The organism is Streptomyces sp. NPDC045967, assembly GCF_056430495.1.
On sequence record NZ_JBWKLE010000001.1, the window covers coordinates 175,827 to 198,662 of the forward strand.

Annotated in this window: 32 protein-coding genes and 3 tRNA genes; 27 read left to right on the plus strand and 8 right to left on the minus strand. The window is 71.3% G+C overall.

The features are described from left to right. Positions 1-127 precede the first annotated feature (127 nt). Positions 128-1,180, plus strand: a complete 1,053-nt coding sequence (locus AC07FY_RS00800) for an RNA polymerase sigma factor (protein ID WP_478999803.1) — start codon at positions 128-130, stop codon at positions 1,178-1,180. Between the two features lie 118 nt (positions 1,181-1,298). Here the strand turns inward: AC07FY_RS00800 and AC07FY_RS00805 are convergent, their stop codons facing one another. The 4 genes from AC07FY_RS00805 to AC07FY_RS00820 all read right to left on the minus strand — a co-directional run bounded on the left by AC07FY_RS00805 (position 1,299) and on the right by AC07FY_RS00820 (position 6,926). Next, positions 1,299-3,221 (minus strand): ABC transporter ATP-binding protein, encoded by a 1,923-nt coding sequence (locus tag AC07FY_RS00805; protein ID WP_478998771.1) that lies wholly within the window; start codon positions 3,219-3,221, stop codon positions 1,299-1,301. Continuing rightward, positions 3,218-4,951 carry an ABC transporter ATP-binding protein gene (locus tag AC07FY_RS00810; protein ID WP_478998772.1) on the minus strand — a complete coding sequence of 578 codons (1,734 nt, stop codon included), beginning with the start codon at positions 4,949-4,951 and terminating at the stop codon, positions 3,218-3,220. The genes AC07FY_RS00805 and AC07FY_RS00810 overlap by 4 nt, the downstream gene beginning before the upstream one ends. Before the next feature lie 174 nt (positions 4,952-5,125). After that, complete coding sequence (locus AC07FY_RS00815) at positions 5,126-6,574, minus strand: FGGY family carbohydrate kinase (protein WP_478998773.1); 1,449 nt, start codon at positions 6,572-6,574, stop codon at positions 5,126-5,128. Between the two features lie 49 nt (positions 6,575-6,623). Continuing rightward, positions 6,624-6,926, minus strand: a complete 303-nt coding sequence (locus tag AC07FY_RS00820) for a YtxH domain-containing protein (RefSeq protein ID WP_478998775.1) — start codon at positions 6,924-6,926, stop codon at positions 6,624-6,626. 145 nt (positions 6,927-7,071) lie between these two features. On the opposite strand from AC07FY_RS00820, the gene AC07FY_RS00825 reads away from it, so the two are divergent. The 3 genes from AC07FY_RS00825 (at position 7,072) to AC07FY_RS00835 (ending at position 7,480) form a co-directional block, all read left to right on the plus strand. Further along, positions 7,072-7,144 (plus strand) — tRNA-Asn (locus AC07FY_RS00825). 5 nt (positions 7,145-7,149) lie between these two features. After that, positions 7,150-7,222: transfer RNA gene (locus AC07FY_RS00830), tRNA-Asn, on the plus strand. A gap of 184 nt (positions 7,223-7,406) precedes the next feature. Continuing rightward, positions 7,407-7,480, plus strand: a tRNA-Ile gene (locus AC07FY_RS00835). 183 nt (positions 7,481-7,663) lie between these two features. On the opposite strand, the gene AC07FY_RS00840 is transcribed toward AC07FY_RS00835, so the two are convergent. Further along, on the minus strand, positions 7,664-8,446 hold the full coding sequence (locus tag AC07FY_RS00840; protein ID WP_478998777.1) for a hypothetical protein: 783 nt from the start codon (positions 8,444-8,446) through the stop codon (positions 7,664-7,666). Positions 8,447-8,614: 168 nt separating this feature from the next. Beyond that, positions 8,615-8,875, minus strand: coding sequence for a hypothetical protein (locus AC07FY_RS00845; protein WP_478998778.1), 261 nt, complete (start codon positions 8,873-8,875; stop codon positions 8,615-8,617). 352 nt (positions 8,876-9,227) lie between these two features. Between AC07FY_RS00845 and AC07FY_RS00850 the strand changes: the two genes are divergently transcribed. The 14 genes from AC07FY_RS00850 to AC07FY_RS00915 all read left to right on the plus strand — a co-directional run bounded on the left by AC07FY_RS00850 (position 9,228) and on the right by AC07FY_RS00915 (position 17,442). After that, positions 9,228-9,575, plus strand: a complete 348-nt coding sequence (locus AC07FY_RS00850; protein WP_478998779.1) for a helix-turn-helix domain-containing protein — start codon at positions 9,228-9,230, stop codon at positions 9,573-9,575. Positions 9,576-9,826: 251 nt separating this feature from the next. Next, the gene (locus tag AC07FY_RS00855) at positions 9,827-10,903 is read left to right on the plus strand and encodes a hypothetical protein (protein WP_478998780.1); all 1,077 of its coding nucleotides are present in this window, start codon (positions 9,827-9,829) and stop codon (positions 10,901-10,903) included. Continuing rightward, on the plus strand, positions 10,900-11,967 hold the full coding sequence (locus AC07FY_RS00860) for a YqaJ viral recombinase family nuclease (RefSeq protein ID WP_478998782.1): 1,068 nt from the start codon (positions 10,900-10,902) through the stop codon (positions 11,965-11,967). The genes AC07FY_RS00855 and AC07FY_RS00860 overlap by 4 nt, the downstream gene beginning before the upstream one ends. A 3-nt stretch (positions 11,968-11,970) precedes the next feature. Then, a complete protein-coding gene (locus AC07FY_RS00865) occupies positions 11,971-12,972 on the plus strand; it encodes a recombinase RecT (RefSeq protein ID WP_478998784.1) in 1,002 nt (333 codons plus the stop codon). A 100-nt stretch (positions 12,973-13,072) separates the two neighbouring features. After that, the gene (locus AC07FY_RS00870; RefSeq protein WP_478998786.1) at positions 13,073-13,798 is read left to right on the plus strand and encodes an exonuclease domain-containing protein; all 726 of its coding nucleotides are present in this window, start codon (positions 13,073-13,075) and stop codon (positions 13,796-13,798) included. Between the two features lie 302 nt (positions 13,799-14,100). Next, positions 14,101-14,250 carry a hypothetical protein gene (locus tag AC07FY_RS00875; RefSeq protein ID WP_478998787.1) on the plus strand — a complete coding sequence of 50 codons (150 nt, stop codon included), beginning with the start codon at positions 14,101-14,103 and terminating at the stop codon, positions 14,248-14,250. Positions 14,251-14,303: 53 nt separating this feature from the next. After that, positions 14,304-14,804 (plus strand): RusA family crossover junction endodeoxyribonuclease, encoded by a 501-nt coding sequence (locus AC07FY_RS00880; protein WP_478998789.1) that lies wholly within the window; start codon positions 14,304-14,306, stop codon positions 14,802-14,804. Next, positions 14,801-15,148 (plus strand): hypothetical protein, encoded by a 348-nt coding sequence (locus AC07FY_RS00885; protein ID WP_478998790.1) that lies wholly within the window; start codon positions 14,801-14,803, stop codon positions 15,146-15,148. The genes AC07FY_RS00880 and AC07FY_RS00885 overlap by 4 nt, the downstream gene beginning before the upstream one ends. Next, on the plus strand, positions 15,145-15,369 hold the full coding sequence (locus AC07FY_RS00890; RefSeq protein ID WP_478998792.1) for a helix-turn-helix domain-containing protein: 225 nt from the start codon (positions 15,145-15,147) through the stop codon (positions 15,367-15,369). The genes AC07FY_RS00885 and AC07FY_RS00890 overlap by 4 nt, the downstream gene beginning before the upstream one ends. Before the next feature lie 291 nt (positions 15,370-15,660). Continuing rightward, a complete protein-coding gene (locus AC07FY_RS00895) occupies positions 15,661-16,008 on the plus strand; it encodes a WhiB family transcriptional regulator (RefSeq protein ID WP_478998794.1) in 348 nt (115 codons plus the stop codon). A 91-nt stretch (positions 16,009-16,099) separates the two neighbouring features. After that, complete coding sequence (locus AC07FY_RS00900; protein ID WP_478998795.1) at positions 16,100-16,246, plus strand: hypothetical protein; 147 nt, start codon at positions 16,100-16,102, stop codon at positions 16,244-16,246. A gap of 199 nt (positions 16,247-16,445) precedes the next feature. Beyond that, positions 16,446-16,739 carry a helix-turn-helix domain-containing protein gene (locus tag AC07FY_RS00905; RefSeq protein WP_478998797.1) on the plus strand — a complete coding sequence of 98 codons (294 nt, stop codon included), beginning with the start codon at positions 16,446-16,448 and terminating at the stop codon, positions 16,737-16,739. Beyond that, on the plus strand, positions 16,736-17,038 hold the full coding sequence (locus tag AC07FY_RS00910; RefSeq protein WP_478998799.1) for a hypothetical protein: 303 nt from the start codon (positions 16,736-16,738) through the stop codon (positions 17,036-17,038). Before AC07FY_RS00905 ends, AC07FY_RS00910 begins: the two co-directional genes overlap by 4 nt. A gap of 86 nt (positions 17,039-17,124) precedes the next feature. Then, a complete protein-coding gene (locus AC07FY_RS00915) occupies positions 17,125-17,442 on the plus strand; it encodes a hypothetical protein (RefSeq protein WP_478998801.1) in 318 nt (105 codons plus the stop codon). A gap of 8 nt (positions 17,443-17,450) precedes the next feature. On the opposite strand, the gene AC07FY_RS00920 is transcribed toward AC07FY_RS00915, so the two are convergent. Continuing rightward, positions 17,451-17,660 carry a type II toxin-antitoxin system Phd/YefM family antitoxin gene (locus tag AC07FY_RS00920; protein WP_478998803.1) on the minus strand — a complete coding sequence of 70 codons (210 nt, stop codon included), beginning with the start codon at positions 17,658-17,660 and terminating at the stop codon, positions 17,451-17,453. A 78-nt stretch (positions 17,661-17,738) separates the two neighbouring features. Here AC07FY_RS00920 and AC07FY_RS00925 point away from each other — a divergent pair, with 78 nt between their 5' ends. Then, positions 17,739-18,335, plus strand: a complete 597-nt coding sequence (locus AC07FY_RS00925) for a hypothetical protein (RefSeq protein ID WP_478998805.1) — start codon at positions 17,739-17,741, stop codon at positions 18,333-18,335. A gap of 703 nt (positions 18,336-19,038) precedes the next feature. Here AC07FY_RS00925 and AC07FY_RS00930 read toward each other — a convergent pair. Continuing rightward, on the minus strand, positions 19,039-19,386 hold the full coding sequence (locus AC07FY_RS00930) for a hypothetical protein (protein ID WP_478998806.1): 348 nt from the start codon (positions 19,384-19,386) through the stop codon (positions 19,039-19,041). Between the two features lie 83 nt (positions 19,387-19,469). On the opposite strand from AC07FY_RS00930, the gene AC07FY_RS00935 reads away from it, so the two are divergent. From AC07FY_RS00935 to AC07FY_RS00970, 8 genes are all read left to right on the plus strand, one after another. After that, positions 19,470-19,916, plus strand: a complete 447-nt coding sequence (locus tag AC07FY_RS00935; protein ID WP_478998807.1) for a hypothetical protein — start codon at positions 19,470-19,472, stop codon at positions 19,914-19,916. After that, entirely contained in the window at positions 19,913-20,416 is a 504-nt protein-coding gene (locus AC07FY_RS00940; RefSeq protein ID WP_478998809.1) for a DUF6011 domain-containing protein, read from the plus strand. Before AC07FY_RS00935 ends, AC07FY_RS00940 begins: the two co-directional genes overlap by 4 nt. After that, positions 20,413-20,643 (plus strand): hypothetical protein, encoded by a 231-nt coding sequence (locus tag AC07FY_RS00945; RefSeq protein ID WP_478998811.1) that lies wholly within the window; start codon positions 20,413-20,415, stop codon positions 20,641-20,643. The genes AC07FY_RS00940 and AC07FY_RS00945 overlap by 4 nt, the downstream gene beginning before the upstream one ends. Next, on the plus strand, positions 20,640-20,966 hold the full coding sequence (locus AC07FY_RS00950) for a hypothetical protein (protein WP_478998812.1): 327 nt from the start codon (positions 20,640-20,642) through the stop codon (positions 20,964-20,966). The genes AC07FY_RS00945 and AC07FY_RS00950 overlap by 4 nt, the downstream gene beginning before the upstream one ends. Continuing rightward, positions 20,960-21,313 (plus strand): hypothetical protein, encoded by a 354-nt coding sequence (locus AC07FY_RS00955; protein ID WP_478998814.1) that lies wholly within the window; start codon positions 20,960-20,962, stop codon positions 21,311-21,313. The genes AC07FY_RS00950 and AC07FY_RS00955 overlap by 7 nt, the downstream gene beginning before the upstream one ends. 162 nt (positions 21,314-21,475) lie before the next feature. Then, positions 21,476-22,030 (plus strand): hypothetical protein, encoded by a 555-nt coding sequence (locus AC07FY_RS00960; protein WP_478998816.1) that lies wholly within the window; start codon positions 21,476-21,478, stop codon positions 22,028-22,030. Next, positions 22,027-22,479: a hypothetical protein gene (locus AC07FY_RS00965; protein WP_478998817.1), complete on the plus strand. Its 453-nt coding sequence runs from the start codon at positions 22,027-22,029 to the stop codon at positions 22,477-22,479. The genes AC07FY_RS00960 and AC07FY_RS00965 overlap by 4 nt, the downstream gene beginning before the upstream one ends. Further along, on the plus strand, positions 22,476-22,826 hold the full coding sequence (locus tag AC07FY_RS00970; protein WP_478998818.1) for a hypothetical protein: 351 nt from the start codon (positions 22,476-22,478) through the stop codon (positions 22,824-22,826). Before AC07FY_RS00965 ends, AC07FY_RS00970 begins: the two co-directional genes overlap by 4 nt. Positions 22,827-22,836 lie beyond the last annotated feature (10 nt).

The following is a 22,836-nucleotide window of genomic DNA, read 5'->3' on the forward strand; positions in this document are numbered from 1 at the left end:
GCACGCCCCTCGTGACAGCGATGTGTCGTACCCCACACTGAGGTGCGGTGCCTGAGTCCTCGGACCCCTGGAGGTCGCCCCCGTGCAGACCCAGACGCAGCCCCCGACCGTCGCCCGGACCGCCACGATGAGCGTGACCGAGCAGCCCGAACCCGAGGCCGAGGCCGTGGACGACGAGCCGGAGCCCCCCGACCTCGTCGACCGGATCGAGGAGATCGAGCAGGTGCCGGTCCCGCGCGCACGCCGCGACGGCGGGGCGGGGGCGGCAGGGCCCTCCGCCGACCTGTTCCGGCAGTACCTGCGCGAGATAGGCAGGATCCCGCTGCTGACCGCCGCCGAGGAGGTCGACCTCGCCCGGTGCGTGGAAGCGGGCCTCTTCGCCGAGGAGAAGCTCGCCGGCACCCCGGACCTCGACTCCCAGCTCGCCTTCGACCTCGACAAGCTCGTCGTCATGGGCCGCATGGCCAAACGCCGGCTCATCGAGTCCAACCTCCGCCTCGTCGTCTCCGTCGCGAAGCGGTACGTGGGCCGCGGGCTCACGATGCTCGACCTCGTGCAGGAGGGAAACCTCGGGCTCATCCGCGCCGTCGAGAAGTTCGACTACGCCCGCGGGTTCAAGTTCTCCACCTACGCCACCTGGTGGATCCGCCAGGCGATGTCCCGGGCCCTCGCCGACCAGGCCCGCACCATCCGGGTGCCCGTCCACGTCGTGGAGCTCATCAACCGCGTGGTGCGCGTCCAGCGCCGGATGCTCCAGGAGCGCGGCTACGAACCCACCGCCGAAGAGGTCGCCGCCCACCTCGAACTGACCCCCGAGCGGGTCCTCGAAGTGCTCCGCCTCGCCCAGGAGCCGGTCTCCCTGCACGCCCCGGTCGGCGAGGAGGACGACGTCGCGCTCGGTGACCTCATCGAGGACGGCGACGCCGCCTCGCCCGTGGAATCCGCCGCGTTCTTCCTGCTGCGCGAGCACCTGGAAGCCGTGCTGTCGACCCTCGGCGAGCGCGAGCGCAAGGTCGTCCAACTGCGCTACGGCCTCGACGACGGACGCCCGCGCACCCTGGAGGAGATCGGCCGGATCTTCGGCGTGACGCGCGAGCGGATCCGCCAGATCGAGTCCAAGACCCTCAACAAGCTGCGCGACCACGCCTTCGCCGACCAGCTGAGGGGCTACCTGGACTGAGGCCCCGGCCCACCCGGGGGGAGTCCGGTCCTCCCCGCGGGGAGCCCGGACCGGGGCCCGGCAGCGGAAAGGGGGCGCCCCGAAGGACGCCCCCACCCCGCCGTCCGGCCCTCGCCGGCTAGTCCACCTCGGCCACCGCCTGCGCGAACTGCGCCGCGTACAGCCGCGCGTACGCGCCGCCCGACGCCAGCAGCTCCTCGTGCGAGCCCTGTTCCACGATCGAGCCGTTCTCCATCACCAGGATCACGTCCGCGTCGCGGATCGTGGACAGCCGGTGCGCGATCACGAAGGACGTCCGCCCGTGCGCCAGCCGGGCCATCGCCTTCTGGATCAGCACCTCGGTACGGGTGTCCACCGAGCTCGTGGCCTCGTCGAGCACCAGGATCACCGGATCGGAGAGGAACGCCCGCGCGATGGTGATCAGCTGCTTCTCACCCGCGCTGACACCCGCGCCCTCGTCGTCCAGCACGGTGTCGTAGCCGTCCGGCAGGGTGCGGATGAACCGGTCCGCGTGCGCCGCCCGCGCCGCCTCCTCGATCTCGGCGCGCGTGACCTCGCGCGAAGCGCCGTAGGCGATGTTCTCCGCGATGGTGCCGCCGAACAGCCAGGTGTCCTGGAGCACCATCCCGATGGAGCCGCGCAGTTCCTCACGCGTCATCTTCGCGATGTCCACCCCGTCCAGGGCGATCTCGCCGCCGGTGACCTCGTAGAACCGCATGAGCAGGTTGACCAGTGTGGTCTTGCCCGCGCCCGTCGGGCCGACGATCGCGACCGTGTGCCCGGGCTCGACCGACAGCGAGAGGTTCTCGATGAGCGGCTTGTCCGGCTCGTAGCGGAAGGCGACCTTGTCGAGGGTGACCTGGCCGCGGACCTTCTCCGGCCGCTCCGGAACCTCGGCGTCCGGCTCCTGCTCCCGCGCGTCCAGCAGCTCGTACACCCGCTCTGCCGACGCGACGCCGGACTGGATGAGGTTCGCCATCGTGGCGACCTGCGTCAGCGGCATCGAGAACTGCCGCGAGTACTGGATGAAGGCCTGCACATCACCGATCGACAAGGTGCCCGAGGCGACCCGGAGCCCGCCGACGACCGCGATCAGCACGTAGTTGATGTTCGATATGAAGAACATCACCGGCTGCATGATGCCGCTGACCAGCTGCGCCTTGAAGGACGCCCGGTACAGCGCCTCGTTCTGCTCGGCGAAGACGGCCGCGGACTCCCGCTGCCGCCCGAACACCTTGACCAGTGCGTGGCCCGAGTACATCTCCTCGATGTGCGCGTTGAGCACGCCGGTGTTCTTCCACTGCGCCACGAACTGCGGCTGCGACTTCCTTCCGATCTTCGCCGCGGCGACGACCGAGATCGGCACGGTCACCAGCGCGACCAGCGCCAGCAGCGGCGAGATCCAGAACATCATCGCGAGCACGCCCAGGATGGTGAGCAGTGAGTTCAGCAGCTGCCCCATCGTCTGCTGGAGCGTCTGCCCGATGTTGTCGATGTCGTTGGTGGCCCGGCTGAGCACCTCGCCGCGCTTCTGCTGGTCGAAGTACGACAGCGGCAGCCGCGACAGCTTTCCCTGGAGCTCCTCGCGCATCCGGTAGAGCGTGCCGTTCATGACGTGGTTCGACATCCGCGTGGCGACCAGCATCAGCAGCCCCGCGAGGGTGAACACCACCAGCGCCCAGAGCGCCACGACCCCGACCGCGCCGAAGTCGATGCCCCGACCCGGCGTGAAGTCGGTACCCGAGAGCATGTCCGCCATGCCGCCCTGGCCCTTGGCGCGCAGGCCCTGAAGCGCCTGCTGCTTGGTGATCCCGGCCGGCATCTGCCGCCCGACGATCCCCGCGAAGACCAGGTCGGTGGCGTCGCCCAGGATCTTCGGGCCGACCACCGCGCAGCCGACGCTGCCGACCACGGCCCCGACCATGCCCCACAGCCGGAGCCGGTCCTGCGCGAGCTGGCCGAGCAGCCGCTTGCCGGACCCCTTGAAGTCCATGGACCGTTGGACCGGTCCCGCCATCATCCGTCCTCCGGGCCCGCTCATGCGGCCTCCGCCTCCGTCAGCTGGGAGAGCACGATCTCCCGGTAGGTCTCATTGCCGGCCATCAGCTCGTGATGGCGCCCCTCACCCACGACCTGGCCCTCGTCCAGGACGATGATCCGGTCGGCGTCGCGGATCGTGGAGACCCGCTGGGCGACGATCACCACGGTCGCGTCCTCGGTCTCCCGGGCCAGCGCCGCGCGCAGCGCCGCGTCCGTCGCGTAGTCCAGGGCCGAGAAGGAGTCGTCGAAGAGGTAGATCTCCGGGCGCTGCACCAGCGTGCGGGCGATGGCCAGGCGCTGGCGCTGCCCGCCGGAGACATTGGTTCCGCCCTGCGTGACGGGCGCTTCCAGGCCGCCTTCCAGCGCGGAGACGAACTCCTTGGCCTGGGCCACCTCCAGCGCCTGCCACAGTTCCTCGTCGGTCGCGTCGGGCCGTCCGTAGCGCAGGTTGGAGGCGACGGTCCCGGAGAACAGGTACGGCTTCTGCGGGACCAGCCCGACCGTCCTGGCGAGCAGGTCCGGATCGAGCCGGCGCACGTCCTCCCCGTCGACGAGCACCTCGCCGCCGGTCGCGTCGAACAGCCGCGGAACGAGGCCCAGCAGCGTGGACTTGCCGCTTCCGGTGGAGCCGATCACAGCCGTGGTCTCGCCGGGGCGGGCCAGCAGGTCGATGCCCCGCAGCACCGGGGCCTCGGCCCCCGGGTAGCGGAAGTCGGCTCCGCGCAGCTCCAGGCGCCCGCTGCGGGTGAGCTCGCGCACCGGGTCGGCGGGCGGGACCACGCTGGAGTCGGTGTCCAGGACTTCTTGGATGCGCTCGGCGCAGACCTCGGCGCGCGGCACCATCATGAACATGAAGGTGGCCATCATCACGGACATCACGATCTGCATCAGGTAGGCGAGGAACGCCGTCAGCTGGCCGATCTCCATGCCTCCGCTGTCGACGCGCATCGCACCGAACCAGATGACGGCGACGCTGGAGACGTTGACGACGACGATGACGGTCGGGAACATGTAGGCCAGCAGCTTGCCGGTGGCCAGCGAGACCCCGGTGAGCTCGGCGTTGGCCTCCCGGAAGCGGTCCTTCTCGTAGTCGTCGCGGACGAACGCGCGGATGACGCGGTTGCCGGTGATCTGCTCGCGCAGCACCCGGTTCACCGTGTCCAGGCGCTCCTGCATCAGGCGGAACAGCGGGCGGGTCCGGTAGACGATCGCCCCGACCGCCAGGCCGAGCACCGGAACCACGGCGAGCAGCACGCCCGACAGCTTCACGTCCAGCGACAGCGCCATGGCGATGCCGCCGACGCACATGATGGGCGCCGAGACCATCAGGGTGAAGGTCATCAGCACCAGCATCTGGACCTGCTGGACGTCGTTCGTGGTCCGGGTGATCAGCGACGGGGCGCCGAACTGGCCGAGCTCGCGCGCGGAGAAGCTCTGCACGCGGTCGAAGACGGCGGCGCGCACGTCCCGGCCGAAGGCCGCCGCCGTGCGGGCGCCGTAGTAGATGGCGCCCACGTTGCACACCAGCTGGACGAGCGAGACGCCGAGCATCAGCGCGCCGAAGCGCAGGATGTAACCGGTGTCGCCGTTGACGACACCGTTGTCAATGATGTCCGCGTTGAGCGTGGGGAGGTAGAGGCTCGCACTGGTCTGGAGCAACTGCAGCAGCACCAGCAGGGCGATGGGTTTGCGGTACGGACCCAGATGGGTCCGCAGAAGTCGTATGAGCACGCGCAGGCTCCGGTCGGCAAGATCGAGGGGTTCACCCCATCTTCGGCCACCCCGAGCCCCGATCCCCAGCGCTTTTCGCAAAGGCCGGTCAAAAGGAGGAGACCTCTCCGCGACTCCCGGCCCAGGCCCGTGGCGCCGTGGTAACGGCGCGTCCCGGCCCGCTCCCTTCGCCGGCTAGAACGCGCCGGGGTGGATTTCCTCGCGCGTCGCGATGTACTGCTGGCGCACGGCCTGCCAGGCCGGGAACTCCTCGTCCGGCTCGAACACCTGCGCCGCCGGGGCCGGCCACACCGGCGGGGTGTGCGGTGCCAGAGTGCCCTGCGCCACGCCGAGGGCCCACGCCGCCTGGCGCGCCGAGCCCAGCGCCGCGTAGTCGGCCGGCGCGGGGACGACGATCTGCGTCCCGAACAGCCCCGGGGCGGCGGCCTGCACGGCGGGCAGCTCGGCCGCCGCGCCCAGCAGGAACACCCGGCGGATCTCGACCCCGCGTGAGCGCAGCACGTCGAGCGCGTCCACCAGCCCGCACAGCATGCCCTCGAAGGCGGCCCGGGCCAGGTGCTCCGGCTTCATCGAGTCCCGGCGCAGCCCGGACAGGGTCCCGGCGGCGTGCGGCAGGTTCGGTGTCCGCTCGCCCTCCAGGTACGGCAGGAGCACGAGCCCGTGCGCACCGGGCGTCGACTTCAGCGCCAGCTCGGACAGCCCCTCGAGGTCGGTGCCCAGCAGTTCGGCGGTGCCGCGCAGGGCCCGTACGGCGTTGGAGGTGTTCACCACCGGCAGGTGCATGCCGGTGGCGTCGGCCAGGGAGGTGATCAGGCCGCCCGGCTCCGACAGCGCCTCGTGGTGCACCGCCATCACCGAACCGGAGGCACCCAGCGAGACCACCGCGTCGCCGGGGCCGAGCCCGAGGCCGAGTGCGGCGGCCATCGTCTCGCCGGTGCCCGCCGAGATCAGCAGCCCCTCGGGGGTGGTGCCGGCGGCGTCGGCCGGACCGAGCACCTCGGGCAGCAGCGCCCGGTGGCCGAGCGCCAGCTCGACCAGGTCGGGCCGCCAGGAACCGGTGGCGGCCGACCAGTAGCCGGTGCCGGAGGCTCCGCCGCGGTCGGTCGTCCGCCGGGCCGGCCGGCCCAGCAGCTGCCAGACGAGCCAGTCGTGCGCGGACAACACCACGGCCACCCGGCGGGCGGCCTCGGGTTCGGTGCGGGCCAGCCAGGCCAGCTTCGCCAGCGGCTGGGCGGCGTGCGGGACCGAGCCCACCGCCTCGGCCCAGGCCCCCCGGCCGCCGAGCGCCTCGACGAGGTCCGCGGCGGCGACCTGCCCGCGCTTGTCGTTGCCGACCAGGGCGGGCCGCACGAGCCCGCCCTGCGCGTCGAGCGGCAGCAGGCCGTGCTGCTGCGCGGAGACCCCGATCGCCTGGACCCCTTCGAGGAGCCCGCCGCCGGCCGCCTCACCCAGCGAGAGCAGCCAGGCCTGCGGGTCGGTCTCGTAGGGGCTCGAGCCGTCGGCCTCGCCGGTGGGCTGCGGATGGGGGGCGTACCCCTGGCGCAGCACGGCACCGGTGTCGGTGTCGCAGACGACGATGCGAGTGAAGGCGGAAGAGCTGTCCAGCCCGGCGACTATCCCCATGGGGAGAATTCTGCCGCACGCCGGGCCGGTCTCCACCGCCTCGGACGCCTCAGGTGTTGGTCGTCCCCCACTCGTCCTCGCCGCCACCGCCGACGCGGTCGCGCAGTCCCCGCACCCGTCCGGCCAGCGAGGCGGGCACGGCGTCGCCCACCTTCTCGCTCACCGTGGCGAACGCCTTCCCGGCGAACGCGCGCCCGTTCTGCCCGGCCGTCTCGGCGGCGTTGCGCACCGCCGGGTTCTGCGCGATCTCCCGCGCGGACTTCTTCAGGGACTCGTAGCGCTCGCGCCCGGCCCGGGTTCCCAGGACGTACCCGAGGGCCAGTCCGACCACGAACGTGACCTTGTACCGCATGCCTGCCACCCTTCGTCGTGTGGTGCCCGGCCGGCTGCCGATACCGATTGGCGGAGCACCCCCCTGCTTGCGCTAATCTATGTCTCGCAACGGGCGATCGCCCTCCGGCAAGGCCGGAGGTGGGCCGTTCGGTGCACCGCAGCAATCCCCTGTAGCTCAATTGGCAGAGCAGCCGGCTGTTAACCGGCAGGTTACTGGTTCGAGTCCAGTCGGGGGAGCGCGATCCCCTGTAGCTCAATTGGCAGAGCATTCGGCTGTTAACCGGAGGGTTGCTGGTTCGAGTCCAGCCGGGGGAGCAACGAGAAGAGGGCCCATCGCGGGTCCTCTTCTTTTTTGCCCCCCGCCCGGGAACCGGGCAGGCGTCAGCGCGGTCTCTCTGAACGGGCGAAGCCGATCACGCGAGGCATCCGAGGCAGGAGATCGTATGAGCGGCTATGCTGCGGCAGACGGCGCGCACACATGTACGCGCCACGCCGTGAAGGGGCGGTAGCTCAGCCGGTTAGAGCAGCGGACTCATAATCCGTCGGCCGTGGGTTCGAGTCCCACCCGCCCCACAGCGACACGCTCCAGGTTCACCCGTTTGACCAGGAGCAACAGGCAGGCCCCCGCTGAGGCGGGGGCCTTTTCTGTGTCTTCATGATCGTTAGCTCGCCCAATGCTCGCCCGAAGTGTCGGGGCCATCTCCCGCTTGGTCCCGCCCCTTTCGGGGGATCTGACTCGCACTGGTGAGCGCAGGGCTACAGGCAGAGGCTCAGCAGCGGGGGCAGGGTGATGCAGGCGGCCCCGTCGTCACCCGGCTTCTGGGTGGGTTGGGGGGTGGGCGTCGGCGGCTTGGGTGTCGGCGCCTGCGTGGTCGGGGCCCGCGTGGTCGGGGCCCGCGTTGTCGGGGTGGGCTTGGTGGGGGTCGGAGTGGTCGGCTTCGGAACACCAGGCCCGGCCGGGGTGCTCCGGTCGGGGGTGGGTTCCTGCTCGCCGCCGGGAACGGGTGCACTGCCGCTGGCCCCCGGCTTGGGCTCGGCCGTGACGGCTATGCCGGCCGCAGGGCGGGGGAGGTTGCCGGTCGGATCGCTGGCCGACGTGCGGTCAGTGGGAGACCCCTCAGCGGCAGAGTCGCGAACGGGCGTCCGGTCCGCTGGATTCGTCGGGTCGCTCTCGGTGCCCCCGCGCCCGAGGTCTGGCGCCGCGGCGTGCGGGACGGACGTTGACGGTTGGGCGCTGTCGCTGGAGGTGAGCACCAGGCCGGCGGCGACGGCGACGGAAGCCGCGGCTGTCATGGTGACAGTGGCAGTAGCGGTGCGGTGCTTGCGGACCGCGTGCCGCCCTCGGGTGCCGAAGGCGGCGAGAAACCCGGCGAGGCCACCCCCCATGTAGAGCGAGAGGTGCCGCTTGCGGCGGACCGGTTCCGGATTTTCTTCTTCGTCCGGAAGGGAGGTCGGTCCGCCCTGGGTGAGCTGGGCGATCTTCTGCGCCGCGAGTTCCGCACGGAGCTGGGTGATGATCTCCCGGTTCTTCTTAGACATGTTGTAGAGGAGGAGTACCGCCAAGGAAACGGCTCCAAGGACTCCGGCCAGCACAAGATCTGCCACAGCAGCCCCCTGTTCACGGGATTGTTACGTGCTGTGGATGATTGTTCGCCAAGGGCGACTTTTCAGACCTAAAGCGATTCCGTGACCCTACTGTGACATGGGTCAACCGGCTTTACGGTGCTGTTCGGCTCCTCGATCGCGTGAGGGGTTGCCGGGCATGCCGTGTCTGAGGCGGCGGATCACCTCCTCCTGCTCCTCCACGGTGAGGGCCGCCATGATGGCGGTCACCGCGTCTACGGGGGGCGCGTACTGGCCCGTCGCCTTGGGGCGCGGCGGCGGGGTCAACGCCTCCAGCTCCCTGGCAGCTTCGGGGCGCCCCACGTCCCGGAGCTGGGCAGGGGTGACGCCGACGACGCGCGCCATGCGGGCGAGTGTCTCGTCCGGGGCTCGTACGGGAACCCGGGATCCGGCCACTGACTGGTACCCGCTGACGATCTGTCGCCAACGAGCGTCACTAAGGCCGGCCTCGGCGGCTGCCTTCCTTGCGGAGAGACGGGTTCCCTTGAGGCCGGCTGCGATGAGCGCGGCCTCTGGTGGGGCTTCGGGTCGCGGCTGGTCATTCATGCGCAGCAGCTTCGCATGACTACGCGCTACTGCGCTAGCGGACCCGTGGTAGGTGGCGTGTTGGGGGCGCGCGAGCGCGTAGTTTCACGCCCCTGAGTGCAGTACTACGCATTACCTTGCACTACGCGCTACTACGCGCTAGTTTCGAATCATGAACCACCCGCGCAAGCGGCGCCGTAAGGGTGCCCCTCTCAACCATGCGCCGGAGGCCGTGACGTACGCCCGCGAGAAAGCGGGCCTCACCAAACGGGCCCTGGCTGCGAAGTGCGGAATCAGCGAGCAACTGATGGGCGACATCGAGGCGGGTCGGCGTAACGCCACCCCTCAGAACTTGCTCAAGTTCGCGACCGCGCTCAACTGCCCCGTGGTCGTCCTGGAGGCGAAGCGCGTACCTGCCAGCGGCGAGACCAGTGGGGCCAACGAGGGGGGTGAGAGCCCCAACTCGACGCCGAATATGGCGAGTTCTGAATCCCCGCCAAAGGGCTTTCGCGCCGCGTAAGAGCGGCGGACGGGGCCGACCGGACCGTGCCGGGTCCGACCAGCCCCGCCAACCCCAGTCACCTCAACCCCAGTGAATCGAGGGACCGTGAGTAGGAACTGTACTTCGCCGCATGACCCCCGGAGCTGCCGTCTGTGCGCTCGGCTGCGGCACCCGGCGCACGCCAAGGCGCGCCGTGCCTTGACCGACCTGCCGACGCCGCGCACGCCGCTGGACAACGTCACGGGCCGTGGGAACGGCGGTGCCAGCTGATGGCCCGCAAATCCTTCAACCACCAGGCGGTTGCGGAGGCCGCCAAGGCCCTGCCCGGCCAGTGGGTGCTCGCCGGCACGTACCCGGCTTCCGCGAACGCGGCCACCATGGTCAACAGCATCCGCAAGGCAGAGAAGATGCCCGCATATGCCCCGGGTGGGACCTTCGAGGCATACAGCGCCATGGCCGGGGACCGCTGGGCCGTCTGGACGCGCTTCGTGGCGTTCGTGCGGGACCTCAAGCCGCGTCCAGAGTCGATGACCTACCGCGTGTGCGACCGGGGTTCGGGTCGCGAGTACGTCGGTATCCGGGTCGTGACCGCTACCGTCGCGGCCGAATGCCCGACGTGTGGCGGCCCCCGCGGCGAGGCCACCCCGTTCCGGTTCGGCGAAGACGGCGAGTGGTACGACGTCAGCCGCTGGACCAACCCGTGCGGCCACGTCGACATGTACGCCGCGATTCTCCAGGAGCACCGCCGCCGCCAGGAGGTGCTGGAGGCGGAGGAGCAGAAGGAAGCCGCCCGCGCGCTCAAGGCCGGGCCGGTCGACGCAGGCCCTCTCACCGGCGCGGTGGTGATGCTGAACGCAGCGGCGGTCGAACTGCGCGGCCTCACCGCCCGGCAGGCCGCCCAGTACCTCGGCAGGCACGGCCACGACGAAGCGGCCCGCCTCCTCGAAGAGGAGCTTGGACGGCGGGCCGGAGAGCGTTGGTCCGCCCGGCAGGCCGCCGTCTGGCTCGCCGAGGCCGGTGCCGCGCTCGTCGCAGGGACCTTCACCGAGCAGCCCGTCCCGGAAAGCCAGGCGCCGGTCGTAGAGAAGCCGCCCGCCCCGAAGAAGGCCCGGCGGCTCCAGAAGGACACCCGGCCAATCGGAGTCGTCGCCCAGGCCCGCATCCAGACCAGCAACAGCCCCTGGCGGTTCCAAGCCGGGATGGCCCGCACGCTCACCGCCATCGAGCAGGGGGAGGACCCGGCCACCGCGGGATGGACCGCCGCGGACCCGGTCAAGACCGCCGCCGAGATCGAGGCCCTGGCCGGCCTGCGCCGCCTCTCCAACACCCGCAAGGACGCGAAGTGACGACCATCGAGCCCACCCTGTTCGACGTGCCGGACGAGATCGCGCACCTGGCCGACGCGCCCACCGCGCGCCTGCTGCTCCCCGCCGACGCTCCGCGCGACGTGTGGAAGGCCACTCGCCGGCTCGGGATCGGCGGCGCGGACGTCGCCGGGATCCTCGGCTTGGGCGGGAAGTACACCGGCCCGCGCCACGTCTTCGAGGAGAAGCACGGCCGGAGCACCTTCAAGGGCAACGAGGCCGCCGAGATCGGCACGGAGATCGAGCCGTTCCTGGCCCACCTGTTCACGAAGCGGTCGGGGATCAGGACGGCCGAGGCGCCCGGCACGCTCGTCCACGTCGATCACCCGTGGATGCGGGTGAACGTCGACCGGCTCACCTTCGAGCGTCCGGGCCCGGCCTCCGGGGTGCTGGAGCTGAAGAGTCGCAGCGAGTACCAGGCGGACCAGTGGGAGAACGGGGCCGTCCCGGACGCCCCCGCGATCCAGTGCCACTGGGGCATGGCCGTCGGCGGCTGGGACCACGGCTTCGTGGCCGCGCTCGTCGGCGGCAACAAGTTCCGCTGGGTCCGCCTGGAGCGCGACGAGGAAATGATCGAGTACCTGATCGACTACTGCGGGAAGTGGTTCCAGCGCCACGTGGTGGAGGGGATCGAGCCCCCGGCTGACGGCCTGGAAGCGACCACCAACCTGCTGGCGAAGCTGTGGTCCGTCAAGGCGGAAACCATCGCCGAGATCGACGTGGCGAAGGCCAAGGAGCTGCGCGCCCGGCACGCCGACGTGAAGGCCCGCGAGAAGGCCATCAAGGAAGAACTCCGTCTCGTAGAGAACGAGATGAAGCTGCTCACCGGCGAGAACGAGATCGCGAAGGCGGGCGGTATGCCCGCGTGGACGTGGAGGGCCGGGAACTTCGCGCAGCGGCAGTTCGCCGAAGCTGAGCCCGAGTTGGCCGCTGAGTACACGCACTTGGTCCCCGCCGTCGATCGCGAGCGACTGAAGACCGAGAAGCCCGAGGTCTTCGCCAGGTACCGCTCTCGCACGCTCCTCGTCCCCGCGAAGGGAATCTGACCCATGTCGCTGTCCACCCTCAAGGCCCGCGTGATCGCGGCGACCACCGAGCAGCCGGCCGCTGATGCGACCGTGCAGAGGCTCACCGAGGACACCAAGGGGTCGATCCCGGCTCAGCTCCACACGTCGGCCCAGGCCGAGGGCGACGAGGCCGCCGACATGGCCCTGTCGTGGCTGGAGCAGTACGGCGGCGACTTCACGAAGGCCCTGCCGTCGCACATCGACGTCAAGGCGTTCCTGTCCGCCGTGCGGGCCGCTCTGCCGGGGCTGGTCTACTGCACCCCGGCGTCTCTCCGTCAGGCGCTCCTGACCTGCGCGAGGTTCGGTCTGGTGCCGGACGGCCGCCACGCGGTGATCAAGCGTGAGGGCAAGACGGCGGTGTTCGTGCCGATGGCCCAGGGCTACGTCGAGCTGATGTACCGCTCGGGCCGCGTCGGCTCCGTCCACGTCGGGATGATCCACGAGGGCGACGAGTGGAACTACGAGCCCACCGCCCCATCGCCGCTCGACTTCACCCACAAGCCCGCCGTGACCAAGTCGAAGAAGGACCGGGGCCCGGCGATCCTGGCCTACGCCTTCTGCTGGATGACGTCGGGTGTCCGGTCGCAGGTGATCGTGCTGAGCCGCGAGGACGCCGAGGAGATCCGCGACGAGTACAGCTCGGCGTACCAGCGCGCGAAGGAGTCCGGGGCGAACGACTCGTTTTGGCACACCGACTTCAACAAGATGTGGGCCAAGTCGGCGCTGCGCCGCCTGCACAAGGTCGTCCCGATGTCCGCTGAGCTGGTTGCCCTGCTCAAGGCCGACGACGCCGGGGACGCCGGCGAGGTCCAGATCATCCACGCCCCGGTCGAGGAGGAGAACCTCCAGGCCGAGGCCGATGAGGCCCACGAGCGGGCCGAGGACTCGCAGGACCCGCAGGAGACCCGTACCCGGACGCTGCCGCGCAAGCGGGTCCAGCCGAAGCGGTCGACCCGCAAGAACCGCAAGGGGTCGCGCCGGTGAGTCCGGCCCCTAAACCCCTCCCCACGGGGACCCGCCACGGCCACCCGGCCGTGGCGGGTCCCCGCGGGGGCCCCGGTCTGCGCACCCCGGAAGGAACCCCATGAGCTGGCACCAGAAGCCCTTCTGCGGCTTCGACCTTGAGACGTCCGGGCTCGACCCGGAGACCTCCCGCATCGTGACCGGCTCGGTCGTCCGCTACGGCGGTGGCCAGCCGACCACCTGCCGGTCCTGGATCGCCGACCCCGGTGTCGAGATCCCGGCCGAGGCCACAGCAGTGCACGGATTCACCACCGAGGCGGCCCGCTCTGCCGGCCGCCCGGCCCCTGAGGTCATCGCGGAGATCATCGACGCCCTGACCGAGGCGGTGGACGCTGGCCTGCCCATCGTGGCCATGAACGCCCAGTTCGACCTGACGATGTTGGACCGCGAGGCACGGCGCCACGGCGTGACGCCGCTGTTCGACCGCGCGGCCCCGCGGGTGATCGACCCGCTCGTCCTGGACAAGAAGGTCGACCGGTACCGCAGGGGCGGCCGGACCTTGACCCACCTGTGCCGTCACTACGTGGTCCAGCTCGACCAGGCGCACACGGCGGAGGCCGACGCGGTCGCGGCCTGTGCGGTCACGTGGAAGCTCGCCGGCCGGTACCAGTGGCTCACGCGCCTGGAGTTGGACGACCTCCACGAGCAGCAAGTCCGCTGGGCCAGGGAGCAGGCGGAAGGGCTCCGGGAGTACTTCGCCCGGACTGACGGCAAGCGGGAATTGGCCGCGTCGGTGCGGCTGGACTGGCCCCTCGTCCCCGCTCCGAGGGTCGGAGTCGGGCGGTGAGCGACCAGTACCGGCCCTCGTGGCCAGGCCGCTCGTCCCGCCGGTTGGGGTGTGTCCAGTGGTGAGACACCTGCTTTCCGGCGTCCTGGCGGTTCTCGCCACTGTCGGCGTCCTGGTCCCCGTGGTGCGGGCACTGCGCTCGCCCCACCGGCGAGGCCAGGACGGTGCGTCGTTCCGGCGCGGCCCGCTGTTCGCCTGGTGCCCGGCCGAAGACCGCGACACGCCGCACACGCTCGACGCCGGCGCTCGCCGGTGTCGCTCCTGCAAGACCGTCACCCCAACACCGACGTCAGGAGAAACCCATGGATGAGCCGTTCGGTCCGGAGTACGTCCGGCCCGCGCAGCCGGACTGCGACGCCGACGACGCCGACCGGCTGGTGCTGACCGGCTTCCGTAACTCCGCGCCGATGCCGGTCGGCTGGATGCCCACGGGCGGCGGTGACGCCGAATGAGCATCCCAGAGCAGCGGGCCGACGTTGGAGCGCCTGCAGAAGCCCCTGCCCCCGTGGCGTCGAGTCTCCTGCCCGCCGGTGGCCGGGAGTTGGACCAGGACCGGGCGCGGCTTCTGGCTGCCGCGCTCGCTCCGGGCGTCCGCGACTACAAGGTGATCGTCCTCGACGGCGATCCGGCGAGTAAGGCCCGGCCCCGGTTCACGAAGGAGGGACGGGCGTACAAGACCGACGCGGACACCTGGGCGGAGAAGCGCACGGGGTGGAAGCTCCGCGCGGCTTTCCGGACGCCGTGGACCGGCAACCTGGCCGTCGGCTGCGTCTTCTTCCGGGCGAACCGTCAGCGGATCGACGCGGACAACTTGCTCAAGCACGTCTGCGACGCCGGTAACAAGATCGCCTGGGAGGACGACGCTCAGATCACCGCCACATACGGGGTGGTCGAGCTGGACGCCGAGCACCCGCGCACCGTGGTCGTGGTCGCCCGCCACGCGTCGTCGCTTGATCGGACGGACGTGGTCGTGAAGACGCCCCGGAAGCCGAGGGGGTCGCGGTGACATCGGGCGAGATCACTGCGGGGCTCGACTCCGCCAGCGAGCCCCTGCCGGGCGTTTCGGCGCCCGGCAGGGGCCGCCCGGCTTCGGCGACATGGCAGCACGCGTTCGCGGAGCGGACCGTCGCCGTCGATGGCGGTCACCTCCACTGGAGCGGTGCGACCGGCCACCGCGGTACGCCCGTGCTGGCGTGGCGGGGCCAGGTCGAGACGGCATACCGATGCGCGTTCCGCTGGCACCACGGCCGGGATCCCGAGGGCAACGTGCGGCCGACGTGCGACTACCCGTGCTGCGTGGCCGGCGGACATCTCGCCGACCGGGTGATCCGTGAAGGAGGCACGGCGTGATCCTCCACGGCTCGACATGGGACAAGGGCATCGACCTGGTCGCGGTCGAGCGCGCCGCGCTGTGCCGGGGGAAGTGCCCGCCGCTCACCGACGAGGAGGAGCGGCGGGCCGTGAAGGTCATGGTGGAGGCCGGAAAGTCTTCCGCCGTGATCGGCAAGCGGCTCGGGCGGCCCGCCCGCACGATCGACCGCTGGCGGGACGACATGGGGCTGACGCGGTGATCTGGGTCGAGCTGCTCTCCGCCTACGGCCGCACGGTCGACGCCGTCCTGTCGACGGCCCACGTATGGGGGCCGGCCTTCCTCGGCACGGCCTCCCTCGCCTGGGGGGTGCGCCGCCTTCCGCGCCGCGGACAGCACCGCCGGACACGTCCGGACACGTCCGGACAGGACGACGACGCCCCGCCGGACACGAAACCTGCTGCACCCCCCTCCAGCCCTGACCAGCGCGGACACGCGTCCGGACATGTCCGCGCCCCCTACCGGGACACGACGACGAAGCAAGGAGCCGACCATGCCGCGAATCCCCCGCCCTCACGATCACCTGACCATGCCCCGCCCGTACGACTGGCGCGATGACGCGGCGTGCGCCGGCATCGACACGTCCGCCTTCTTCCCCGTCGGCAAGGGCGGCGTCCCGGCCTCTGTGAACGCCAGCTACGCCAAATCGTTCTGTGTCGGCTGCCCGGTCCGGCCCGAGTGCCTGACGCACGCCCTGACGGAACGCGAGGACTACGGGGTGTGGGGCGGCCTGGACGAGGACGAGCGGGCCGAACTGCTACGGCAGGCCCGCCGGTCGGCGGAGAAGCAGCGGCGCCGGGAGCGGGAGCAGGAGAAGGCCGATGCCACCTCGGCGGCGTAAGGCCGCTCCCAAGCAGGCGGTTCCAAAGCTCCAACCGTCGCCGCTGCCGGTGAACGGACTCCTCGACTGGGGTTCGTCCACGCACTGGTCTGTGCAGGAACGACCCTGCCGGTACTGCGGATACCCGACGCACCTGCGGGACGACAAGGGCGTCCCAGCCGACAAGGTGTGCGCCGAGGAAGCCCTGGCCGACATTGCCGGGATCGTCCAGGCGTACAGCACCCAGGAACACCTGTGACCGGGGCCGGCGTGCCGAGCCCGGAAGTGCTGACGCACTGGGCGCCGAAGCTCTCGAGGCCGCTGGTGCCGGAGACGACGACCTGGCCGGCGCGATCACCACGCGGTCACCAGGCGCCTTCACATGACCGCCCTCGCGGCGGCGGCCGAGCCGGACGCTCGCACCGCCCAACACCATCCCCCGAAGGGAACTGAGCACGATGAGCACTGACCAGACGACCCCTCCCCAGGAGCGGCACGGAGCCCGGCGTGAGCTGATCCGGCGGCCGAGGCTGAGCGGCGAAGACCGCGAGCGGGTCCGTTCGGAGCTGGCCAAGAAGTACGAAGCGGACGCGTCGATCCGGGACCTCGCGGCCGAATACGACCTGTCGTACGGCCTGACGCGGACGTTGCTGCTGGAGGCCAAGGTCGAGCTTCGCTCTCGCCGGCGCCGCCCGAAGGCCAAGGTCGAGTTTCGCTCTCGCCGGCGCCGCCCGAAGGCGACCAACCAGTGAACGAACGCCAGCGCCTCACCGGGGCGGTGACCGGCGCCCTGATCGTCTTTGCCGTGCTGCTGCTCCTGGTGGGCGGATGCCAGGCGGTCAGCGGAGATGACGACGACGGCGGGTGCGACTGGTTCTCGCTCGCCGCCGCCCCGGCCGCCATGAAGACGAAGGCCCCGGCGCCCTCGGTCCGCAAGGACCCGCCGCGGGCCTCGACTCCGGCCCGCGCGCCCCGGCCGGCCTCCACCCCGACGCCGACCGGCAAGAAGCCCGGCCATCACCGCGGCGTCGACTTCGACCTGTGCGACTGACCGAGAAGGAAGACCACACCCTGCCCGCCGCCCCACCGCCCTGGTGGGGCGGCGCAGGCACACCCGCCCCTGGAAGGAGAACGCGGATGGCCAGACGCTCCATCTGTATGGACTGCCACCGCGAAGTGCTGTGGACCATCACCGACGCCGGGAAACGGCTCGCCGTGGACCCCGAGCCGGACGAGACCGGGAACAGCGCGGTCTACCGCGACGGGCTCGGCACGTACCGGTCCCGCCGCCCTTCCGAGGAACTGCCCCGCATGGCCTGGGAGAAGCTGCACATCCCTCACGTGGCCACCTGCCCGGCCCGGACTCGCACGCCCACGCAGAAACGCCCGGCGGTCCTGCCGCCGGGCGTGCTCGACTTGGCCGCCTACCGCCGCAAGGCGGGGGGCCGGCCATGAAGTTGGACTCAGCCGGTCTGTTGCTGGCCGGGGTGCGCCGTGTCGCCGAGGGCGGCAAGGGCGCGCTCGTAGAACTCGGGCGAGACGAGGACAGCCTGCGGCTTGTCGCGCCGCGTGAGGACTACCTGCTGCCCCAGGAGGCGGACCTTGGCGATGACCTCGGTCAGGTTCGCTCGGGCATCGGAGACGCCCATCTGGACTTCTTGCGACTGACTCATAAGGGAAGCGTACATGACGCCCAGACGAGTATGCATGTCCGTCGTATTGGCAAACCCGTCGGGTTGTACAATTCGAGGGTGATCAAGGACCATGAGAACGAGCTGCCTCCGCACGCCCGGATGCGGCCCAGGGATAGCGAGTGGCTGGCCGCCACGGTGGAGACGAAGGCGACGATGCCGCTGCATCTGGCCCTTCGCCGGGTAGACCGCGACGCGCCGAACGGTGACCTCCTGCTGCCCAGCGAGCGGCGCCCCCGCTGGTTCATGCACCTGTGGCCGTACCTGTACCGGTACTACGACGCGGACAGGGAGCCGCTCTACATCGGCATCAGCTCGTGCTTCGCGGTGCGGCTGGCTCAACACCGGAAGACGTCGCCGTGGTGGCCGCTCGCGGAGTACGTCGCGATCTCGGTCTATGCGACCCCGGAGGCCGCTGCCGAGGCGGAGAAGGCGGCGCTGCGGAACGAGAAGCCCCGCTTCAACAAGCAGGGCGTACGCGGGCCGGCCTACGCCCGGCTGCACCTCCACGGTGACGCAGAAGCCGCCGCTGCCCAGCTCCACGCCGCCGCCGACCCGGAGTTCGTGGCTGCCCTCGCGGCTTCCTTGTCGGCACGGGAGCGCTTCCCCCAGCCGACGCCTCCGCCAGATCCGCGGCGCCCGAGCGAGACGGCCTGACCTCCACCACACCCCACCGGCTTGCCCGGACCTGAGAGGCGCGATGAGTACCACCGATCACCAGCAGGCACCTCGCACCGCGTGGATCAACGCGATGCGGGCTGAGGTGCTGCGCGTTGGGAAGCGGACTCCGGAGGTGGCCAAGGTGGTCAGCGTCGGCATCTGGATCGCCACGTACGCGGACGCTGACGGCTCGAATTCCTTCCCTGGGCGGGACACGTTGGCGTGTCTGGCCGGCTGCTCTGAGGAGACCGTGACGCGGGCCGTGAGGGTCCTTATGGGCGTTGGGGCTTTGGCTCGGAAGCGGCGGCCGAACTCGTCATCCATGTATCAGTTGCTGCCGATCGCGTTCCTGCCTGGCGGGCTGCCGTGGGAGCAGCACCTGCATCACTACACGGACACCCGGCAGCGGAAGGCCCACGCGAAGAAGAAGGCGGAGGCCGCCGCGAAGGTGGTCCGGAAGGCGTCCATGGACGCGGTCCGGGATGTGGTGGGGGAAGAGGCGGACAGCGTCCATGGCTGTGATCCGGACAGCGTCCATGGCGGTGGTTCCGAGGCTTCCGGCGAGGATCCGGACAGCGTCCATGGACGCCCCCGGACAGCGTCCACGGACGCGTTCCGGACAGCGTCCATGGCGGGGGCCTACAAAGTCCCCCCTACCTCCGGTAGGGACCCCCACACCGACAAAGAACTGGTTGGGCTTTCACCTCAGCCACAGCAGCGCGTGGGCGCGCGAGGCGAAGGCGAGTTTGCTCAGCAGCAGGTCGAGCCGGTAGCCGCTGCGCGGCCCGGCGAGGGGGGCGGGATCGTTGCCCGCCGTTGTGCCTGTGGCGGGGGCCGCATCGTCCGTCCTGACCGGGATCGCTGTGGCGGTTGTCTGCGGCGTGAGGCTGCGGGGGAGCAGGAGCCGCAGAAGCCCGTCCAGGGCGCGTTCCTGCTTCCGCTGGAGGGTGGCGGTCAGGGGGTTCCCGCCGCCCGCCGGGAGCGGGTCCAGTGGCCCGCCGAGGACCCGGCCGTGGCACCGCGGGTGTGTGGCTGTGGCCGTCAGCACCGGTTGCGGGACTCCGACCGCTGCCCGGCCTGTGTGGTTGCCGCCGAGGAGCAGCGGCTTGATCTGGAAGCGGTGAGGCGCGCGTGAACCCTGACTTCCTGCCGCCGCTGGCGGGCTCCTTGCGGGCCCTGGGGGCGTTCGCTGCCCGGCACGAGGTGAATGACGGCACCCTCGCCGACATCGCCGCCGAGCTGGAGCGGGCGCGTTCCCTGGTCGCCTCCGCCCGGGGCCAGGCCCGCGCCAACCGCTGCCCCCGGCATCCCGGTTGCCCGGTCGACCCGGACGCGCCGAACGGCTGCTTGCTGTGTGGCAACGCGGTACGGCGGCCGGCCCGCCCTGTTCCCGAAGACTTCGTGCCCGGTGAGGTCCTGCGGTTCCTCGAGGAGCACGGCCAAGACGCGGCCACCGAACGGTACGGGGCGCAAGCGGTCACCCGCGCGCTCGTCCTCGGCGGCCGTCACCCCTCAAAGCAGCAGCTCGCCGCCCCGGCGGCCGAGCGTGATGACGACGAAGGAGATCTCACCCGATGACCGCGAACATCGACTGGCCTGAGCTGGACGCCGTGGAGGACGGGTATTACGCGATCCTCGACCCCGACGGTGCGGGCACGGTCACGTACTGGCGGCGTGTGCGGACGCCGCGGGTGAATGCGCTGCGGGCCTGGCCGGCGAGGGCGAGGTACGGGCCGCCGATCCCGCAGCGGTCACAGCTCCCGCAGGACCCCATCGAGCGCGTCGAGTTCGTGTCGGCTTGGTCGAAGCAGCGGCGCGCGTACCTGGAGAGGGTCATCGCCGACATCGCGATCAGCCCCGAAGCTGCCGCCCGGTGCTTCGCCGACCTGCGGACCCGCTGCTGGAGTTGCGGGCGGACCCTGCGCGATCAGACGTCGAAGACGCTCGGTATCGGCCCGGAGTGCCGCAGCGGCATGGATCCGGCCGCGCTGGCTCGGTACTGCACACCGGAGGTCGGCAAGGCTCACGCCCAGCACTTGGCCGCGCTCCGCGCCGCCCTCCCCGAGGCAGACCGGTGACCGGCCAGTCGCTGCCGCGCGGCGCGTACACCGCCACCCCGTGCCGGTCGTGCCGCACCCCGAAGCCGTCTCGCTGGTACCTGTGCGGCGGCTGCTGGGCCGCTCTGCCCGAGCCCGCCCGTCGGGCCTTGAACCGGCGCGACGGCATGGCCCTGTCCCGGCTCCGCACCCTGCACGCCCACATCGACGCCGAACGGCCCCTGCAAGAACTGGAGATCGACCAATGACCTGGAATGAGCGGATCGGCGTCGCCGAGGCCCTGGACGAGGCCGGATGGACCGGTGACACCCTTGCCCCCCGCGGGCTGCTCAAGCACCCGTCCGGCGTCGTCTGGGCGGTGCTGACCGAGCCCGGAGACTGCGCGCTGGAGATGTTCGGCGTGTCCGTGCCCTTCCTCAGCGAGATCCCGGACCGCGTGGTCATCGCCGCGTGCCTGGCCGCGACCGGCCAGCTCGAAGCGGCCCCCAAGGCTGCCTGTGTCGCCGACGGCCCGCTCGGCGGCTCCGAGCTGCCGCCGGCCGCTCCCACCCCGGCGGGCCGGACATGGTGACCGGCCCGTACGGCGACCCGCAGCAGTGGGACGAGGTCCCCGCCGCGCTCACCGAGGCGGTCGTCGCCGACCTTCTCGGCTGCGGCTGGGCCGGGACCCGCGCCACCGAGCACAGCATCGTCGTCCCGCTCGACGGCCGCGCCTTCGGCCTGCCCGACGCGGCGGCCCGGGGTGAGCACCTGTACGTGCTGTGGGGCGGCCACCGTCCCGAGTGGTCCTGGTGCACCGCCCACCCCGCCGCGCCCGCCGGCGGAACGCTGGCGCTGCTCCTGGCCCCGCCCGACGAGCCGGCGAGCATCGCGGCGCAGATCATCCGCGTGCTCCGCACCGGCCGCACCCTGCCCTGACCCGAAGGCGTCACCCCGTGTACGGGCGTCGCGCGGAGGCGAGGGCTCCCCGAATGCGCGGAACGGCACCCTGCTGAACCCCTTACCATCCCCCGGCACCGCACGAGGAGCGGCGGCTCCTCGTGCGGCCCGCCGCCCACGCAGATACGTGAGGAACCGCAGATGACTAACCCTGAATTCGCCAAGGCCCCCGAGCAGCAGCCCGTGGAGCTGCCGCCGTTCTCCGGCGACGAGACCGAGTGCGCCATGTGCTCGTATCCCCAGGCGTTCACCGTCTTCCGGCCCGCCGTCTCCCAGGCGATCGAGGAGTACAACGGCCGGCGGGAGCGGCGCGGCCCACTCCCCAAGCGGCTGGAACGCCGCTGCCAGCGCTGTGACTACCAGTGGGACGAAGCGCTCAACCCGGCTCCCGGGGTCCGCCCCGCGACTGCTCAGGAGATCGCGTACGCGCTGCAGCAGTCCCACGCCGGGTGGGCGCCCCACCTGCCCCCGGAGTGCGCCCGGTACATGGCCGACCGGCTCGCGGAGATGCTTCACCTCCTGGTGCGCCTCGACCACCCGATGTGGCTGCCGCGCCCCGGCCGCCCGCTCCTCGTTCCGCCCCCGTCGGCAGCGATCCCCGAGGACGGCATGGGTCTGACGTCGGGCGTGCCCATCTTCCTGCCTGAGCAGCCGCCCGCCGGGCCGACCGCCGACCCTCGGACGGCTGACGCGTGACCACGCCCGGACAGCGTCCGGACGTGTCCGGCGGCATCGTCCGGACACCCCTGGACATCGGAGAGACGCAGGACTGCGGACCCCTCCCGACCAGGGCGGACACCGTCCGGACACGTCCGGACGACGGCAGTCCGGACAGCGACCCGGGTGTCCGGTTCGCGTACCGGGCGACCGTGCCCCGCCACCTGATGGGCGCCGCCTTCGCCGAGGCGTTCAGCCACCTCGCCGCCGAGCTGCACCCCGAACCGGAGCCCGAGCCGCCGAAGGCGACCGTGTGCTGCGTGTGCGGCGAGCCCAGCGGCTACGAGAACTACAAGGGCGACCTGTTCTGTTGGCCCTGCGCCAACGGCGAACCCGTCCCCGCCGACCGGCGCGCCCAGGCCGCCGCCGCGAAGGTGGGCGCCGCCGCCCGCCAGGCCGACCTCCTTCGGAAGGACCCCCGCACGTGACCCCCGAGCAGGCCAGCGCCCACGCCGCCCTCATCCTGATCAGCCGCCTCGTCCAACGGCGCGGCCTCACCGTCGAGGAGGCCGTCACCGCGGTCGCCCAGCGCCGCCGCCGTGAGGACGGCCCCCACACGCACCTGGTCGTCGCCGAGGCCCACGCCGTCATGACCGAAGCGCTCGCCCCGATCCGGAAGATGATCGAAGCGATGAAGCCGGTGGCCCAGGCCGCCGCCGCGGCGATGGCCGAACTCGGCCGCGCACTGCGGAAGTCCGCCCCCGCAGCCACAGCCTCCCGCCGCGACCGACCCGCCTGGGCCACGCCGTACGGCCCGCCGCCCCGCCGCCGCTGACCACCACCCA

Bases quoted from the DNA above. Each gene is read 5' to 3' on its own strand.
- AC07FY_RS00870 (WP_478998786.1), top strand. From the start codon at position 13,073: ATGAGCTGGCACCAGAAGCCCTTCTGCGGCTTCGACCTTGAGACGTCC.
- AC07FY_RS00940 (WP_478998809.1), top strand. From the start codon at position 19,913: ATGACCGCGAACATCGACTGGCCTGAGCTGGACGCCGTGGAGGACGGG.
- AC07FY_RS00855 (WP_478998780.1), top strand. From the start codon at position 9,827: ATGGCCCGCAAATCCTTCAACCACCAGGCGGTTGCGGAGGCCGCCAAG.
- AC07FY_RS00845 (WP_478998778.1), bottom strand. From the start codon at position 8,875: ATGGCGCGCGTCGTCGGCGTCACCCCTGCCCAGCTCCGGGACGTGGGG.
- AC07FY_RS00905 (WP_478998797.1), top strand. From the start codon at position 16,446: ATGAGCACTGACCAGACGACCCCTCCCCAGGAGCGGCACGGAGCCCGG.
- AC07FY_RS00800 (WP_478999803.1), top strand. From the start codon at position 128: ATGAGCGTGACCGAGCAGCCCGAACCCGAGGCCGAGGCCGTGGACGAC.
- AC07FY_RS00920 (WP_478998803.1), bottom strand. From the start codon at position 17,660: ATGAGTCAGTCGCAAGAAGTCCAGATGGGCGTCTCCGATGCCCGAGCG.
- AC07FY_RS00950 (WP_478998812.1), top strand. From the start codon at position 20,640: ATGACCTGGAATGAGCGGATCGGCGTCGCCGAGGCCCTGGACGAGGCC.
- AC07FY_RS00815 (WP_478998773.1), bottom strand. From the start codon at position 6,574: ATGGGGATAGTCGCCGGGCTGGACAGCTCTTCCGCCTTCACTCGCATC.
- AC07FY_RS00955 (WP_478998814.1), top strand. From the start codon at position 20,960: ATGGTGACCGGCCCGTACGGCGACCCGCAGCAGTGGGACGAGGTCCCC.
- AC07FY_RS00875 (WP_478998787.1), top strand. From the start codon at position 14,101: ATGGATGAGCCGTTCGGTCCGGAGTACGTCCGGCCCGCGCAGCCGGAC.
- AC07FY_RS00915 (WP_478998801.1), top strand. From the start codon at position 17,125: ATGGCCAGACGCTCCATCTGTATGGACTGCCACCGCGAAGTGCTGTGG.
- AC07FY_RS00840 (WP_478998777.1), bottom strand. From the start codon at position 8,446: ATGTCTAAGAAGAACCGGGAGATCATCACCCAGCTCCGTGCGGAACTC.
- AC07FY_RS00960 (WP_478998816.1), top strand. From the start codon at position 21,476: ATGACTAACCCTGAATTCGCCAAGGCCCCCGAGCAGCAGCCCGTGGAG.
- AC07FY_RS00820 (WP_478998775.1), bottom strand. From the start codon at position 6,926: ATGCGGTACAAGGTCACGTTCGTGGTCGGACTGGCCCTCGGGTACGTC.
- AC07FY_RS00805 (WP_478998771.1), bottom strand. From the start codon at position 3,221: ATGAGCGGGCCCGGAGGACGGATGATGGCGGGACCGGTCCAACGGTCC.
- AC07FY_RS00865 (WP_478998784.1), top strand. From the start codon at position 11,971: ATGTCGCTGTCCACCCTCAAGGCCCGCGTGATCGCGGCGACCACCGAG.
- AC07FY_RS00850 (WP_478998779.1), top strand. From the start codon at position 9,228: ATGAACCACCCGCGCAAGCGGCGCCGTAAGGGTGCCCCTCTCAACCAT.
- AC07FY_RS00895 (WP_478998794.1), top strand. From the start codon at position 15,661: ATGCCGCGAATCCCCCGCCCTCACGATCACCTGACCATGCCCCGCCCG.